The organism is Rhizobium sp. NZLR10, assembly GCF_019685125.1.
In the GTDB taxonomy this organism is placed as follows: domain Bacteria; phylum Pseudomonadota; class Alphaproteobacteria; order Rhizobiales; family Rhizobiaceae; genus Rhizobium.
In genome coordinates this window covers 503,605-519,356 of the sequence record NZ_JABDWE010000001.1, presented here as the reverse complement: position 1 = coordinate 519,356, position 15,752 = coordinate 503,605, and the positions used below count along the sequence as shown (strand labels likewise).

At 61.0% G+C, this 15,752-nt stretch carries 15 protein-coding genes; 12 read left to right on the top strand and 3 right to left on the bottom strand.

The genetic code is table 11. From position 1 onward, the window contains the following. Positions 1 to 77 precede the first annotated feature (77 nt). A complete protein-coding gene (locus tag HJB82_RS02400; RefSeq protein WP_207584737.1) occupies positions 78 to 395 on the top strand; it encodes a YkgJ family cysteine cluster protein in 318 nt (105 codons plus the stop codon). Positions 396 to 492: 97 nt separating this feature from the next. Here the strand turns inward: HJB82_RS02400 and HJB82_RS02395 are convergent, their stop codons facing one another. Continuing rightward, complete coding sequence (locus HJB82_RS02395) at positions 493 to 1,062, bottom strand: nucleoside 2-deoxyribosyltransferase (protein ID WP_207584738.1); 570 nt, start codon at positions 1,060 to 1,062, stop codon at positions 493 to 495. A 185-nt stretch (positions 1,063 to 1,247) separates the two neighbouring features. On the opposite strand from HJB82_RS02395, the gene HJB82_RS02390 reads away from it, so the two are divergent. The 10 genes from HJB82_RS02390 to HJB82_RS02345 all read left to right on the top strand — a co-directional run bounded on the left by HJB82_RS02390 (position 1,248) and on the right by HJB82_RS02345 (position 13,291). After that, positions 1,248 to 1,556: a DUF982 domain-containing protein gene (locus tag HJB82_RS02390; RefSeq protein ID WP_311044110.1), complete on the top strand. Its 309-nt coding sequence runs from the start codon at positions 1,248 to 1,250 to the stop codon at positions 1,554 to 1,556. A gap of 222 nt (positions 1,557 to 1,778) precedes the next feature. After that, positions 1,779 to 2,807 carry a substrate-binding domain-containing protein gene (locus HJB82_RS02385; protein ID WP_221115067.1) on the top strand — a complete coding sequence of 343 codons (1,029 nt, stop codon included), beginning with the start codon at positions 1,779 to 1,781 and terminating at the stop codon, positions 2,805 to 2,807. Positions 2,808 to 2,977: 170 nt separating this feature from the next. Then, positions 2,978 to 4,516 (top strand): sugar ABC transporter ATP-binding protein, encoded by a 1,539-nt coding sequence (locus HJB82_RS02380; RefSeq protein WP_221139511.1) that lies wholly within the window; start codon positions 2,978 to 2,980, stop codon positions 4,514 to 4,516. 28 nt (positions 4,517 to 4,544) lie between these two features. Continuing rightward, the gene (locus HJB82_RS02375; RefSeq protein WP_221139510.1) at positions 4,545 to 5,537 is read left to right on the top strand and encodes an ABC transporter permease; all 993 of its coding nucleotides are present in this window, start codon (positions 4,545 to 4,547) and stop codon (positions 5,535 to 5,537) included. A gap of 1 nt (position 5,538) precedes the next feature. Then, positions 5,539 to 6,543: a sugar-binding transcriptional regulator gene (locus HJB82_RS02370; RefSeq protein WP_164006923.1), complete on the top strand. Its 1,005-nt coding sequence runs from the start codon at positions 5,539 to 5,541 to the stop codon at positions 6,541 to 6,543. Beyond that, positions 6,540 to 7,532, top strand: a complete 993-nt coding sequence (locus HJB82_RS02365) for an aldo/keto reductase (protein WP_221139509.1) — start codon at positions 6,540 to 6,542, stop codon at positions 7,530 to 7,532. Before HJB82_RS02370 ends, HJB82_RS02365 begins: the two co-directional genes overlap by 4 nt. Positions 7,533 to 7,544: 12 nt before the next feature. Continuing rightward, positions 7,545 to 9,293, top strand: coding sequence for a glycerol-3-phosphate dehydrogenase/oxidase (locus HJB82_RS02360; RefSeq protein WP_221139508.1), 1,749 nt, complete (start codon positions 7,545 to 7,547; stop codon positions 9,291 to 9,293). Next, on the top strand, positions 9,290 to 10,108 hold the full coding sequence (locus HJB82_RS02355) for a class I fructose-bisphosphate aldolase (protein WP_221139570.1): 819 nt from the start codon (positions 9,290 to 9,292) through the stop codon (positions 10,106 to 10,108). Before HJB82_RS02360 ends, HJB82_RS02355 begins: the two co-directional genes overlap by 4 nt. 31 nt (positions 10,109 to 10,139) lie before the next feature. After that, positions 10,140 to 11,669, top strand: coding sequence for an FGGY-family carbohydrate kinase (locus tag HJB82_RS02350; RefSeq protein WP_221139507.1), 1,530 nt, complete (start codon positions 10,140 to 10,142; stop codon positions 11,667 to 11,669). Next, a complete protein-coding gene (locus tag HJB82_RS02345; protein WP_221139506.1) occupies positions 11,666 to 13,291 on the top strand; it encodes a GMC family oxidoreductase in 1,626 nt (541 codons plus the stop codon). Before HJB82_RS02350 ends, HJB82_RS02345 begins: the two co-directional genes overlap by 4 nt. A 178-nt stretch (positions 13,292 to 13,469) precedes the next feature. On the opposite strand, the gene HJB82_RS02340 is transcribed toward HJB82_RS02345, so the two are convergent. Continuing rightward, complete coding sequence (locus HJB82_RS02340) at positions 13,470 to 13,673, bottom strand: cold-shock protein (RefSeq protein ID WP_003572688.1); 204 nt, start codon at positions 13,671 to 13,673, stop codon at positions 13,470 to 13,472. 110 nt (positions 13,674 to 13,783) lie between these two features. Continuing rightward, entirely contained in the window at positions 13,784 to 14,296 is a 513-nt protein-coding gene (locus tag HJB82_RS02335) for a hypothetical protein (RefSeq protein WP_221139569.1), read from the bottom strand. Between the two features lie 327 nt (positions 14,297 to 14,623). Between HJB82_RS02335 and HJB82_RS02330 the strand changes: the two genes are divergently transcribed. After that, entirely contained in the window at positions 14,624 to 15,736 is a 1,113-nt protein-coding gene (locus HJB82_RS02330; RefSeq protein ID WP_207584746.1) for a hypothetical protein, read from the top strand. Positions 15,737 to 15,752 lie beyond the last annotated feature (16 nt).

Below are 15,752 nucleotides of genomic sequence, written 5' to 3'. Positions count from 1 at the left end.
CGCGTCGTCCGATATCCCTTTCGAGTTCTGTTTCAAGCACTTTGCGTTAAGGGCGGGTGTCGTGGTAGGAGTTGGGTATGAACTCACTAAGCGATATAGATTGCCAAAGCTGCGGCGCGTGTTGCTCTTTTTCATCGGATTGGCCAAGATTTTCTACGGAAAGTGATGCTGCTCTCGATTTGCTGCCACCGCGCTTCGTTGCGGCAGATGAGACGGGAATGCGTTGTAGCGGGTCGCGTTGCTCTGCGTTGGCAGGTCGGGTCGGTTTTGAGACATCGTGCCTCGTTTACGATATTCGGCCTGTCGTTTGTCGCGAATGCGTTCCTGGAGATGATGCCTGCCTGATGGCGCGTGAAGCCTTCGGATTAACGCTGCCGCATCAGATCCTCGGGTAGGCCAGCGCTTGAACGGGAACCAAATTCATAGCTTTGCGCGGAAGATAAACGAATTCGGGCGATTTATCCTCGACCTCGAACGCCTGAACCAAGCATTTTAGCGCAGCTTTTCAACGGCGATGGCGAGACACGTCTTGAATGCGGCGAGGTCGGTATAGAGCGCATCCCGAGGCGCGTCTCCGACGATGAGGACGCCACCGCGCCGCTCGATCCCGGCGTGCAGCATGAGATTGTCGGCCAGGCCGAAATCCTCGACGGCAATCCCGTTCGGGTCTCGCAGTCGACCGTCGGCATCATAGGCGAGGGCCCCGCCGTAAAGATCGCTCACCCGTCCGCTGTGATCTCGGGCCACATTCGTGTAGGCGAATACCGGCTTACCACTTGCGCACATGAATCCGAGTTCGAAGGCCGTCCCGGTATCGGCGGCAATGCCACGAAAGGGCGTCAGATTGGCGATGATGGCGTCAGCCTCCATCATCATCTTTTCGTCCACCGCGTTTATTGCCGCTGCGCGCTCGCGCTTCGAGTTCGTGTGCGGGATTTCCAGATCACCGGGCGAGAGTGGGAAAAGTCCCGCCTCGCGCGCAAGCGCTGCCTTCCGGTCGAGCATTTCACGGGCGTTTGGAAGGAAGACCTCCGGACCGGCCAGATAAACTTTTTTTGTCATAGACGAATTGCACCTTAATGGGATGGGCTCGGAATACCTCCCTTGCTGTATAGCCAAGGAGGATCACAATCCAGTGGACGAGAACCGCCCGCGACGCGCAGCGTGGTCCAATCAGATCGTTAGCCGATGGAATTGTTCCGTAGCGTGTTGGTCCGGTCGATGGCTCTTCATAGGACTAAAGCCCTATGCTGGAACGAGCCCGCGCAGATGACGTTCAGCCGATAGCTGAAGGAGCTGAAGAGATGTCGATGCGCCGCGATTTTTGGGACCAACCCGTTGAGGTCATCATTGGGGATGGCGACCACCTTAAGAGTATCCGCAGCAGCCGGGACGCGCTCGCATATCTCATGACCTGTTGGCCGCGTGAGAGAGCAGCCTCCTTCGCCGTCGCGAAGAGGATCTGCACGGACGCCGTTGACGGGCGGGCAGATCCATCCGCTGCCGCATTGGCATTCAAAGTTGCGGCTGAGGAAGCCGGCGTCCTTCACCGCTAGCCGTTCTTTGCGTCGAGGAAAAGCGATTGGGCACACAGTCGGACCTTCAGTGATTTCATGTGAAATATATTTCAGTGCATGAATTTTATTGACAGCTCTCTATCGTTGGGATTACCTGCCCATACCGGACTTCGAGGAGGAACTCCGGTCTTCAATGGATCATCGGCAGCCGCTCAGGTGCCGCCGGATATTTGGGAGGGGCCTCGGCCTCGAGGAGGAAACTTGCGCAGATTTCTAAGCACGACCGCATTGGCGGTCCTCGCATCGACACTATTGGCTGGCGTGGCCAGCGCAGACACGGAAAATCCGTTCCGCTGCAAGCCGGGCGAAAAATACGTCATGAATGTGATGGTCTCGGGCGTCGAATATTGGTTTCCGGTCTATGAGATGTTCAAGCAGGCCGGTCAGCAGCTCGGTTGCGAGACGGCTTATACCGGCACGCCGGAATATGACGTCAACAAGCAGATTGCCACCTTCGACCAGGCGCTGGCCCAGAACCCGGCCGGTATCCTCGTTCATCCGATGAACTCCGACCCGTTTATCGAGCCGATCAACCGGGCTATCGATCAGGGCACGGCGGTCGTTACCTTCGCGGCCGATGCGCCGCTCTCCAAGCGCATTTCGTTCATCACATCGGATAATACCCGTGAGGGCACCTATGCGGCCGACGCGATTGCCGAAAAGATGGGTGGCAAGGGCGAATATGCCGTTCTCGAAAATCCGGGCCAGGACAACCACGACAAGCGTATCGCCGCCTTCATCGCCCGTATGGAGGAAAAATATCCGGATATGAAGCTGGTCGGCCGCGCTGCCTCCAACCAGGACCCGAACAAGGCCTATCAGGGCCTGATGAGCCTGGTGCAGGCACATCCGAACCTCGGCGCCGTCTTCATGCCGGAAGCGAATTCGGCGATCGGCGCTTCGCAGGCCAACAAGGAAAGCGGCGGCAAAATCCTGGTGATGTGCGCCGACGTCAACGCCAACATCCTCGACATGATCAAGGCGGGCGAAGTGTTCGGCTCGATCAACCCGAACCAAGGCATGCAGGGTTACATGGGCTTCATGCTCCTGTGGCTGGCCAAACATCCGGAACTCATCGACCCGATGAACGACGCCAAGCGCGCCAGCTTCAACCCGATGAGTATTCCATTCGTCGACAACGGCCTGTCGATCGTCACGGCCGATAATGCCGACGACTTCTACTGGGATAAGTACCTCAAACGGCGGGGCACCAAAGGCATCGATGAGTAAGCCCACTGCATAATTCCTGAAATCGGAATCGACTTAAGGACAAATTATGCAGCGGACCAAAGCGTTACAGCGACCTTTGCGCGTCTGAAACGACGCGCGGCGCAGTAGGTGCCGGCTGTCCGAGGCATGAATCCCCGGACAGCCATCGCGAGCGTGAAGAGGAGACGATGATGGCGTCGGTGCCGGTTCTGGAAATCCGCAATGTCAGCAAGCACTTCGGTGCGGTGAAGGCGTTGACGGAGGTGAGTTTCAGCCTGGAAAAAGGCGAGGTTCATGCGCTTTGCGGCGAAAACGGCGCGGGCAAGTCGACGCTGATGAACATCATTGCCGGCGTGCTGCAGCCGACCGAGGGGTACGTTCTTGTCGACGGCGCGCCGGTAAAAGTGACGTCGCCGACCGTGGCGCAATCGCTCGGGCTTGGCCTCGTGCATCAGGAAATCGCGCTCTGCCCCGATGCGACGGTGGCCGAGAACATGTTCATGGCCGCTACCAACCGCCGCCGCTCGCCTTTCATGAATTATGGCAAGCTGGCGCGGGATGCGCAGGTCGTGATGAACCGGCTGGCGCCGATCGACGTCCGCCGTAAAGTCGGCGACCTGTCGATTTCCAGCCAGCAGCTTGTCGAGATCGCCAAGGCACTGACGCTCGAATGCCGGGTGCTGATCTTCGACGAACCGACGGCAGCGCTGACGGAATCGGAGACGCAGATCCTGTTCGGGATCATCCGCGACCTCAGGGCGCAAGGTATTTCGATCATCTATATCAGCCACCGCATGGCCGAAACCTTCAGCCTGTGCGACCGGGTCACCGTGTTCCGCGATGGCCGCTATGTCTCGACGGAGAAGGTGGTGGATTTGACGCCGGATGATGTGGTGCGTCGCATGGTTGGACGCGAGATCACCCAACTCTATCCGGAAAAGCAGGCGCCGGCGGAGCGGACCGACGAGATCATTCTAAGCGTCAGCGATCTCGGCGACGGCAGCCGCTTCACGGATGTGAGCTTCGAACTGCGCAAGGGCGAAATTCTTGGTGTCGGCGGGTTGATCGGCTCCGGCCGCACCGAGATCGCCGAAGGTATTTGCGGATTGCGGCCGGTGATTGCCGGCGAGGTTGAACTGCATGGGCAGCGGCTGCAGACGCGGTCCTATGCGCAGGCCGCGCAGGCAGGCGTCGTTTACCTGTCGGAAGACCGGAAAGGCTCCGGCATATTCCTCGATCTTTCCGTCGCCCAGAACATTGCCGTTCTCGATCTGAAATCACTGACCGGACCGCTTGGGCTGTTGAATTCCAAAGCCGAGGCGGATCGAGCCCGCGACCTGGTCCGCCGGCTCGGCGTGCGGATGGGTGGCATCGACATGCCGATGTCGTCGCTGTCGGGCGGAAACCAGCAGAAGGTGGCGATTGCCAAGCAACTGGCGGTTAACCCCAAGGTCATCCTGATGGACGAGCCGACCCGCGGCATCGATGTCGGCGCCAAATCGGAAATTCACCGGCTGCTGCGCGATCTCGCACGCTCCGGCATCGGCATCGTCGTCATCTCGTCGGAACTGCCGGAGCTTCTCGGCCTGTGCGACCGGGTGCTGGTCATCCACGAAGGCAGGGTTGCAGGCGAAGTCGAGGGCGAGGCGATGACGGAAGAGGCGATCATGCGGTTGGCGTCGGGGATCGGCGGTCACGATAGTTCAAGGGCATCAGAGCATGCCGCATAGAGAAAAAGCAGGGGCAGGAGACAAGGTCATGGCGGACGCAACGTTGGCAACGGCACATCAGCCACGCGCGCCCGGCTGGAAACGGCTGGGGACAATGCGCGAGGCGGGACTGATCGCGATCATCCTGGCGCTCTGCATCGTCATGAGCATTGCCTCGCCGCATTTTCTGACGCTCGGCAATTTTCGGGCGATGCTGATGTCGTTCTCGGTGGAAGGGATCGTCGTCGTCGGAATGACCATCCTGTTGATTGTCGGCGGCATTGACCTGTCGGTCGGCTCGGTCGTCTGCTTCTCGATGGTGCTGTCTGGCTCGCTATTCCTGATGGGGCTCGATCCGTGGAGCGCATCCCTGATCGGGATCATTGCCAGCGGCCTGATCGGCTGTGTCATGGGCTTCTTCGTCACGGTCGTCGGGCTCAACCACTTCATCACCTCGCTTGCGGCCATGGTCATCGTGCGCGGCGTCTGCCTGATCATCACCAAGGGCACGCCGTTATCGCTATTCACTTTGCCACCCTCGTTCAAAGCGATCGGGCAGGGCACGTTCTCCGGTGTCCCCTACGTGATCTTGATCTTCGTTGCCGTCGTCGTGCTGTTCGATTTCCTGCTGCGCCGGGCAACCGCCTTCCGCAAGGTGTTCTACACCGGCAGCAACGAGAAGGCGGCGCTCTATTCCGGCATCAAGACCAACGAGGTGAAGTTCTGGGTGACGGTGCTCTGCACCACGCTGTCCGGTGTTGCCGGGGTGATCTACATGTCCCGCTTCGGCGCCGCGACCCCGACCTTCGGCGTCGGCATGGAACTCAACATCATCGCCGCCGCGGTGATTGGCGGTGCATCGCTGAATGGCGGCTCCGGCACCATCCTCGGGGCAATTCTCGGTATTGCCCTGCTGTCGGTCGTCACAAGCTCGTTGATCTTGCTCGACGTGTCCGTCTATTGGCAAGACATGATCAAAGGCTGCATTCTGCTTGCCGCCGTCTCGATCGACCATTTCCTGCACAAGCGGAAGGCTGCCTGATATGCCGATAGCCAAACTCAGACCCGCAAACGCGCCGCGCGAGGAAATCGTCATCGCCCGGCAGATGCACCAGGCTCTGGTGCTGCATTTTCTCGAAGGACTGACGCAGGCGCAAATTGCCGATCAGCTCGGCATCTCGCACGCCACCGTCAACCGCCTGATCAAGCGCGGCCGCCAGCTCGGCCTGGTCGAGATCAAGATCAAGTCGCCGGTCGAGCCGCTGGTTGATATGGAAGAACGGCTGCTGGCGCTTGGCGGCATCGGTCGTGCGGTGGTGGTGCCGACAGTGTCCGACAATCCGCAGACGGCGCTGCAAGCTGTCGGCGAAGCGGCAGCGCGGTTGCTGGTGGAAGAGATCGTCGACGGCGATACGATCTGCATTACCGGCGGCAAAGGGGTGAGCGCCGTCGTCGCCGGTCTGCAGCCGCCGCGTCGTTTCGACATCGAAGTCATTCCGGCAACCGGGTGCGTGCAGGGTAAGCACTACACCGACGTCAACCATGTCTCGACCTTGATGGCCGACCGGCTTGGAGGACGTTCCTATCAGATCCACGCACCGCTCTTTGCCGACGATGCCGAGCAGCGGGCGATGCTGATCAACATGCGCTCCGTCGCAGACGTTTTCAAACGGGCGCGCGAGGCGAAGGTGGCGGTGGTCGGCATCGGTTCGATCCTGTCGGACGATTCCAGCTATTACGACCTGCATCCCTCCTCAAGCACCGACCGCGCCGCGATCGAGCGGTCCGGCGCCTCCTGCGAATTGCTGGCGCATCTGCTCGATGATCATGGCCGGGTCTGCGACTACAGCCTCAACCGTTCGCTGGTGTCGTTGACGCTGGCGGAATTCGCCTCGATCCCCACCAAGATCGGTGTGGCGAGCGGGCCGAACAAGGCAGGCCCGATCCTCAGCGTTCTCAGGGGCAATCATCTGGATACGCTGGTGACCGATGAGGCGACGGGTGCGCAGGTGCTGGCACTGGCGAATGGCGAAGGAAAATGGGCATGAGCGGACAGCAATTGACACGTGAGATCGGCAAATCCGGCGTTTCCGCCTCGGCGGTTGGGCTGGGCACCTGGGCGATCGGCGGCTGGATGTGGGGCGGGACTGACGAGAAAGAATCGATTGCCGCGATCCAGGCATCGCTCGATACCGGCGTGACACTGATCGACACGGCGCCGGCCTATGGGCTTGGACGGTCCGAGGAAATCGTCGGCAGGGCCTTGACCGGTCGCCGCGACAAGGCCGTCATCGCCACCAAATGCGGCCTTGTCTGGCACACCCAGAAGGGCCGTCATTTCTTCGATCAGGACGGCAAACCGGTCCACCGTTATCTCGGCCGAGATGCGATCCTGCACGAGGTCGAGGAAAGCCTGAGGCGGCTCGGAACCGACTATATCGACCTCTACATCACCCATTGGCAGGACCCGACGACAGCGGTCGAAGAAACGATGCGGGCGATGGAAGATCTGCGCACCGCGGGCAAGATCCGGGCGATCGGGGCAAGCAATGTCAGCCGCGACGACCTCAATGCCTATATCGATGCCGGTGGTCTGGATGCCATCCAGGAGCGGTTCAGCATGATCGACCGCGAGATCGAGGCGGAGCTTCTGCCGCTGACCAAGGTGAACGGGATAGCGACACTGAGCTATTCGTCGCTGGCGCTGGGGTTGCTGTCCGGGACCATCGGTCCGCACCGTGTGTTCTCAGGCGATGACCAGCGCAAGGATAACCCGCGCTTTTCGGTCGCCAACCGCCAGAAGGCAATGGCGCTTGCCGACGCCATCCGGCCGGTCGCCGAAAAACACGGCGCCAGCATCGCCCAGACCGTGATTGCCTGGACGCTGGCGCAGCCCGGCGTCACCTTTGCGCTCTGCGGGGCGCGCAATCCGGCACAGGCCGTCGACAATGCCCGAGCCGGCACCATCCGGCTGGATGAGGCCGATCGTGCGGCCATCGATACGGCCATAGCGGCGAAACTGACTGACATGAGATAGCGGATCGCCATCATGAAACGTGAAGAGAACTTGGACGGGCTTCGCCAGAGCCCGAAGGTGGACGTGTGTATCATCGGCGGCGGCATCAACGGCATCAGCGTCTTTCGGGAGCTGGCGCTGCAGGGGCTGAATGTGCTGCTCGTCGAAAAGCACGATTATTGCTCCGGTGCCAGTTCGGCGCTGTCGCGCATGGTGCATGGCGGGCTTCGCTATCTTGAAAACGGTGAATTCAAGCTGGTGCAGGAATCGCTGGTCGAGCGCGACCGGCTGTTGCGCAACGCGCCGCATTACGTCGCGCCGCTGCCGACGACGGTGCCGGTGTTCGACATCTTTTCCGGCCTCGGCAATGGCATCGTCCGCTTCCTGGGCCTCAGCCGCCGCCCGAGCCGCCGTGGCGCCGTCGCCATCAAGGCTGGCCTGAGCATCTATGATTTCCTGACGCGCAAGCGGGCGCTGATGCCGCGCCACAAGTTTCGCGGCCGGCGCACGACGCTTGCCAAGTGGCCGGCGCTCAATCCCGCCATCAAGAGTTCAGCCACCTATTTCGACGCCTGGGTCAGCCATCCGGAGCGGCTGGGCATCGAGCTTCTGCAGGATGGTCTTTTAGCCACGTCCGGTGTCATGGCGCTGAACTATGCTGAACTGCGGCGGACCGAAAATGGTCAGTATCACGTCGAGGACCAGATAGGCGGCGCGTCGGTTGCCGTCGAACCGGCGCTGATCATCAACGCCACCGGCGGCTGGATCGACATCGCCAATCAAACCCTGTTTTCGCCGGAAGCACAGCCGGCACCACTGATGGGCGGCACCAAAGGCTCGCACCTGATCATCGACAATGCGGAGCTGCGCGACGCACTTGCCGATCACATGATCTATTACGAGAACGAGGACGGGCGGATCTGTATCCTGTTTCCCTATCTCGGAAAGGTTCTCGTCGGCTCCACCGACATCCGCGTCGATGATCCGGAAACGGTGCGCTGCGAGACGGACGAGCGGGATTACATCCTGCAATCGCTCGCCTTCGTGCTGCCTGATATCACCATCCGTCCGGAGCAGATCGTTTTTCAGTTTTCCGGCGTGCGGCCGCTGCCGGCCAGTACTGACAGTTTTACCGGACGCATCCCGCGCGATCATTTCTGCACCGTGCTGGAGCCGTCCGAGGGCGGGCCGCCGGTGCTCTGCATGATCGGCGGCAAGTGGACGACATTCCGGTCTTTTGGGGAATTGGCGGCCGACATGGCTCTGGAAAGGCTCGGCAGAAGGCGCCGGGTTGCGACAACCGATCGGCCAATCGGCGGCGGGCGGGCATTTCCCGCCGACACGTCCGTCTGGCTTTCGCAGGTGGCGTCCGGCAAAGGCTTTTCCGGCGGGCGTATGGCTGAACTGTTTGCCCGGTACGGCACGGATGCCGAGGCGATTGCCGGTTTTATCGCGGCAGGCCCGGATGCAGCCCTGCCGCACGCAAGCTATTCGGTGCGCGAATTGCAGGTGCTGATCCGCGATGAGGCGGTGGAACATCTCGACGACCTGCTTTTGCGGCGCACCACGCTTGCCGTTTCGGGCGAGCTTTCGCTCGACATGACCGATGCCGTCCTCGACCTGCTGGCGCAGGAAAAGCGCTGGACGCCGGGCCATCGCGCCAGTGAGCGCCACCGCTTTCTCACCCTTCTCAACGAACGCCACGGCGTCGGCGAAGACATGCTTTCCGCAAGGAACGAACCAAGGAGCACAGAATGCGACACAACAGCAAAGTCCGGATGAACCGGCTGTTCGGCGGCGGCCGCTGCCTCGACGTGGCGATCGATCACGGCGTCTGCAACGAACCGTCCTTCCTCGAAGGGTTGGAGGATATTCAGGCCGTCGTCAACGCCCTGGTCTCTGCCGGCCCGGATGCGATCCAGATGAATTACGGCCAGGCGGACCTGCTGCAGGACCTGCCCGGCAAGGCCAAGCCGGCGCTGGTCATGCGCATCGACATGGGCAATCCTTATAACCGCGTTCGCCATCGCGAGATGTGGGCGGTGCTGCAGAACGAGTCCGAGCCGTTGATCGGCGCGATCGAGATGGACGCGGCCTGCGTCGTCGTTAACCTGTTCATGCTGCCGGACGAGCCGGACCTGTTCCGCCAGTGCGTTGCGAATATTTCCCGCGTGCGGGCCGATTGCGACAAATATGGCATGCCGCTGATGATCGAGCCGCTGGTGATGCAGCCGGTCACCGCAAAGGGTGGTTACATGGTCGATGGCGATGCCGACAAGATCGTTACGTTGACCCGGCTCGCCCGTGAGATGGGCGCCGACATCGTCAAGGCGGATCCGACCACCCATGCCGAGGATTTCCACAGGGTGGTGGAAGCGGCCCGGTGCCCGGTTCTCGTCCGCGGCGGCGGCAAGGAAGATCTTCGCGCCGTCTTCGACAAATCGGCGGCCTTGATGCGACAGGGCGCTGTGGGCATGGTCTATGGCCGCAACATCTATCAGCACGCCAATCCGAGTGCCGTGGTGCGCGGGCTGATGGCGATCGTGCACGAAGATGCGAGCGGCGAACAGGCCTTTGCGCTCTATCAGCAGGGCTGAGAGCGATTTCGAACCTTCGGAGGGGTTCTGCATGGGAGATTATCTTTTGGGGCTCGACGCCGGAAATACCGTCATTAAGGCGGTGATTTTCGACCGGCACGGCAACGAGGTCGCGGCTGCCTCCGAGGAGGGGCACAGCCGCATGCCGAGCCCCGGGCATGTCGAGCGGGGGCTGGACGAACTCTGGATGAATGCACGGCAGGTCATCCGCGCCTGCATCGAAAAGGCAAAGATCCGGCCGGAGGAAATCGCCGCGATCGGCTGCGCCGGGCATGGCAACGGTCTCTATGCGCTTGACCGCGACGGCGCTCCGCTGCTCGCCATCCAGTCACTCGACACGCGGGCGGCCGGGCTGGTCGACGAATGGCGGGAGGCCGGCGTCGGAGAGCGGACCTATCCGATTGCCCGCCAGCGTCCTTGGCCGTCCCAGACGCCGACATTGCTTGCCTGGCTTAAGCGTTACCGGCCGGAGCTTTTCAGCCGCATCGGCACGGTGTTCTTCTCCAAGGATTTTATCGTCAACCGCCTGACCGGTCGCCGCGTCAGCGAGGTTTCCGACATGTCAGGGGCCGGTTTGCTCGATCTTGCCGCGCGCCGCTACGACAAGGCGCTGATGGAGGCTTATGGACTGGGCGATTGCATGGATCTCCTGCCGCCACTCATCGAAAGCGCCGATATTGCCGGCACGGTAACGGCAGAGGTGGCGACGCAAACCGGGCTCGCCGCCGGTACGCCGGTGGTCGGCGGGCTGTTCGACGTCGTCGCCTCGGCGCTCGGCTCGGGCGTTTCGCGCGCCGGCAGCGCCTCGATCATTGCCGGCACCTGGAGCATCAACCAGGTTATCATCGACGGTCCCGACCTCGACGGGCCGGTGTTCATGTCCTCGACCTTCGATCGCACGCGTTACATGGCGATGGAAAACAGCGCCACCTCGGCCGCTAATCTCGAATGGCTGGTGCGGGAATTCTTCGAAGGCGAGCATGCGGAAGGCGTTTCGCCCTTCGATTCCTGTTGCGCACTCGCCGCGGCGATCAAGCCCGCGGCAGACGACCCGCTCTATCATCCCTATCTCTATGGCGCCCAGCAGGACGGCCACGCGCGCGCCGGCTTCTACGGACTTGCCGGCTGGCACAGCAAGGGGCATCTGGTGCGCGCGCTTCTCGAAGGCGTCGCCTTCGGCCATCGCCAGCACATCGAGACGATCCGGAAGGCCGGCGCTGAGTTCAATGAAGCCGTGCTGTCCGGCGGCGGCTCGCGCAGCCTGATCTGGCCGCAGATCTTTGCCGATGTGCTCGGCGTTCCCGTCACCGTCGCCCGCTCGCGCGAAACCGGTGCGCTGGGGGCGGCGATTGCGGCTGGAATCGGCGTCGGCATCTTCGCGGACTTCGGCACTGGTGCAGCGGCGATGGTGCAGACCGAGCGGCATTACCGGCCGGATGTCTCGCTTGAGGGGCATTATGCGCGACGTTACGCTCTCTATCTTGAAATCGCCGAGGCGATGGCGCCGCTCTGGCGGCGTCTGACGGCAGTCGCGCCGGCGGCAGCGGGAGTGGCGGCGTGAACATGCGTGTGAATAATGCCGCCATTGATGCGGGAAGCTACGACTACATCATCGTCGGCGCGGGATCGGCGGGATGTGTTCTGGCCAACCGGTTGTCGACTAATCCGAAAACCCGCGTCCTGCTGCTCGAAGCCGGCGGCAGCGACCGGTATCATTGGGTGCATGTGCCGATCGGCTATCTCTACTGCATGGGCAACCCGCGGACCGACTGGATGATGAAGACGGCAGCGGAAGCCGGACTGAACGGCCGGTCGCTACCCTATCCGCGTGGAAAGGTGCTGGGCGGCTGCTCGTCGATCAACGGCATGATCTACATGCGCGGCCAGGCGGCCGATTACGACGGCTGGCGGCAGGCGGGAAGTTCCGGTTGGGGCTGGGACGACGTGCTGCCCTATTTCCTGAAATCCGAGGACAATTATCGTGGCAGGTCGCGGATGCACGGGGCAGGCGGCGAATGGCGGGTGGAAAAGCAACGGCTCTCCTGGCCGATCCTCGATGCCTTTCGCGATGCGGCCGAAGAACTCGGCATACCCAAAACCGACGATTTCAACGATGGGGACAATGAAGGCTCAGGCTATTTCGAGGTCAATCAGCGCGGCGGCCTGCGCTGGAACACCACCAAGGCCTTTCTGCGCCCGGCGATGAAGCGGGCCAATCTGCGGGTGCTGACCAGCGCTGAAACAGAGCGGCTGGAATTCGACGGCAGGAGGGTGACCGGCGTGCGGTTCCGGCTGAACGGGCAAACTCATCTGGCGCGCGCCGGCCGCGAGGTCATTCTGTCTGCCGGTGCGATCAATTCGCCGAAAATCCTGGAGCTCTCCGGGGTCGGCCGCCCGGATGTGTTGTCGGCTGCCGGACTTGATGTCACCCATGAACTTCCGGGTGTCGGTGAGAACCTGCAGGACCATCTGCAGATCCGTACGGTTTTCCGCATCGAGGGCGCAAAGACGCTGAATCAGCTCTATCACAACCTGTTCACCCGGGCGGGCATGGGGCTTGAATATATGCTGCGCCGGTCCGGTCCGCTGTCTATGGCGCCCAGCCAACTCGGTATCTTTGCCAAAAGCGATCCGGCGGTTGCGACCGCCGATCTCGAATATCACGTGCAGCCCTTGAGCACCGACCGGCTGGGCGAGCCGCTGCACACATATCCCGCCGTCACCGTTTCGGTCTGCAATCTGCGGCCGGAAAGTCGGGGCACCGTGCATGTTGGCGGCCCGGACCTTTCCGTGGCACCGGAAATCCGCCCGAATTATCTTTCGACCGTCGGCGACCGGATCGTTGCAACAAAATCGATTCGGCATGCCCGCCGGCTGATGGAGGCCGGGGCCATCGCCAAGTACCGGCCACAGGAAATGCTGCCGGGCGCGGAATACCAAAGTGACGAGGATCTGATTCGTCGCGTCGGCGATATCGCCACCACGATCTTCCATCCGGTGGGCACCTGTAAGATGGGCAGCGACACGATGGCGGTCGTCGATTCACAATTGCGGGTGCATGGGCTGGCGAAGCTGCGGGTCGTCGATGCATCGATCATGCCGACGATCGTCTCGGGCAATACCAACTCGCCGGTGATCATGATTGCCGAGAAGGCCGCCGAGAGTATCCTGTCAGGGCAATAGCTCTTGGGATTGCCTGAAGTGAATGCGTGAAACGCCTTGCCGTCCCGGTACCCCAAAACGACACGCGCAACGCTTGGTTACCGTCGTGACAGCCTATCGCGCTAAGGCATTCTTGCCTGCGGACTGCGACGAGGAGCCCAACCCGCTTAACGCGGGCTGGGCAATCTTCGACTTTCGATCAGAGGGTTGAGACGTTCTCAGCCTTTGATTTTCCGGTCTTGCGATCCTGTCCGACGTCAAAGCTGACCTTGTCGCCTTCGCGGAGCGAGCCGCCGCGCTGCAGCGCAGACACGTGCACGAACACGTCTTGTCCGCCATCCTCAGGGGTAATGAAGCCGAAGCCCTTGTCGTCATTGAAGAATTTAACCGTACCTGTCGGCATGAGATAACTATTCCTTGTGTCATTCGTCGATTTGCGAAAGCGAAACTATACCGCCGACGCTTCTCTATCAACCTTCATGCCGTTGACGCAATTCAAAAGCAACGAAGGCACTAGCTTCGTTGAAGGTCAATCAGGCTCGTGACAACCGATCGACCTGTGGCGGGGTCGGTATCGACGGTCGTAAGACGCATCCCCGACGCACCGATCTTTTTGATCGTCATCTGCGCACGTCGATCGCCATTTACCTCCTTGGCCCACTTTATCGCGAGGTTTATGGCATCGCCGTTGCGCTTGCCGCCAAGACCCGCGGTGCCGGTTCCCGCCCCGACATAGGAGCCGGTGTAGCTGTCACCGCTCGTCTTGAGATTGGCGCTGATGATGCGGGAAAAGATCATGAGGCTGGTGCAGCGCCCATTGAGTGCGAGGGAATTCGCGTTTGTGTCCGACTTGAAGCGGCACGTGACTTTGAGAGTGGGTGCATTTGTCCGCACTTTCACCGTCCCTTTACCGCTCCAACTTCCCGCAAGTGTTTTTAGGAAGGCTGATTCGTCGGCATGGGCACCGCCGGCCATGACCCCCGACCCGGTCGCAATGGCGACGGAGCATGCAATGACCTGGATCATGTGAGTAATTTTTGGCCCACGGGACATCAGCATCACGACGCTTAGCAAATCGAGGAGAAGGGTCGTCATATAATCGCTCGGCGGTGATTTGGTTCCGTATGGGAAGCATTCAGGCTTGCAACTCACTCCTCTTGCGACGGTGGTGTCATGCGCGCGTGCGTATCAACAGGATCGACGTAGGAATGCTGCCCAAGCGTGCATAAAGGGATTGCGAATCCTTCGCATCAAGTTGTAGATCGGGATTATGCAAGCCGATCAGAATGACGCCAACTCCGCTGCTCGTCATCGGTTGCTGTCTGAAGCTTTACCGGCGCGCGGCGCTGTCACATGAGGGGTCCAACGCCATTGTCTTCGCTTGTACTCCCCAGTCGCCCGCTTTCATTGGCGCGCAACGTCATCTCCACGCCGAACGCCTACTTCTGGTCAACGCCCATTATCCTGGCGTTGGCTGTCTTTCTATTCGTCTCGGAAGCACCGGGCGTGATCCGCGATTTCCAGATCAGCCAGAACCCTTTGGTACTCGAAGATGGTGACGTGCAAAACGGGAAATGCACGACACGCAAGGCAGTCTTCACCGACTGCGAGGCACGCCTTGTCTACAGCTACGGTGGACGAAACTACGACACCGAGGTCGAGGTCATGTTCGTCGATTTCCATACCGGCGATTATGAAACCGGTCTTGTGATTTCCGCCGATCATCCGGAACTCGCGACGATGAGTCTCGGTCTAGACATGCTCTGGAACAGGATTATCACCCTCACTCTGTTTGTGGTCCTGCTTGGCGCCATGAGCCTGGGGATGATTTTTCTCGGTATCCGCATTTGGCGGGTCAAGGGGCAATTGCGCCGGCCCGCCAGGCTGATCCCGGTCCCGGTCGAGATCAGCGCATTCGACCGAAAACGCGGCGTCCTTTCCATCACCTACAATGACAAGATTGCCGCCGACAAAACAGGGCGTTCGGCTTACACGCGGATGAAGAGCGGACAGGAACCGCTGATCGTCGGTGAAGCCAATGGCAAGGCGATCGGACTGGCTGTCCGGCACGGCAATACAGCCCTGCCAGTGCTTCTGGACGATCGTCTGCAGCGGGTCGAGCTCACGGATGCCGAGCGCACCGCGGCTCTTGCACCCTTAGCGCATAAGCAAGCAAGCGATCAGGGTGTGCCGGTGCTGATTGAAGAAGCCAAAAGAACGGTATCGATATGGAAGCGGCTGCAGTTTTTCTTCGGTGTGTTGCTTCTGATGGTCGTCGGTGTGGTCGGCTTCTGGCTTTGGTATGTCACAACCTCCTCGACGCAATTCCAATCGCCTGGAATGGACATCAACAATCTCATGCCGGCGCCGTTAAACGCGTGGGGATGCGAGCAACTAAAGAAGCGGTTTGGTCAGGATCGCGCGCCGTTCGGTTGCGTCGCCGCCGATTACACGAGCTGGAAATGAAAACGGCCTGCGCAGC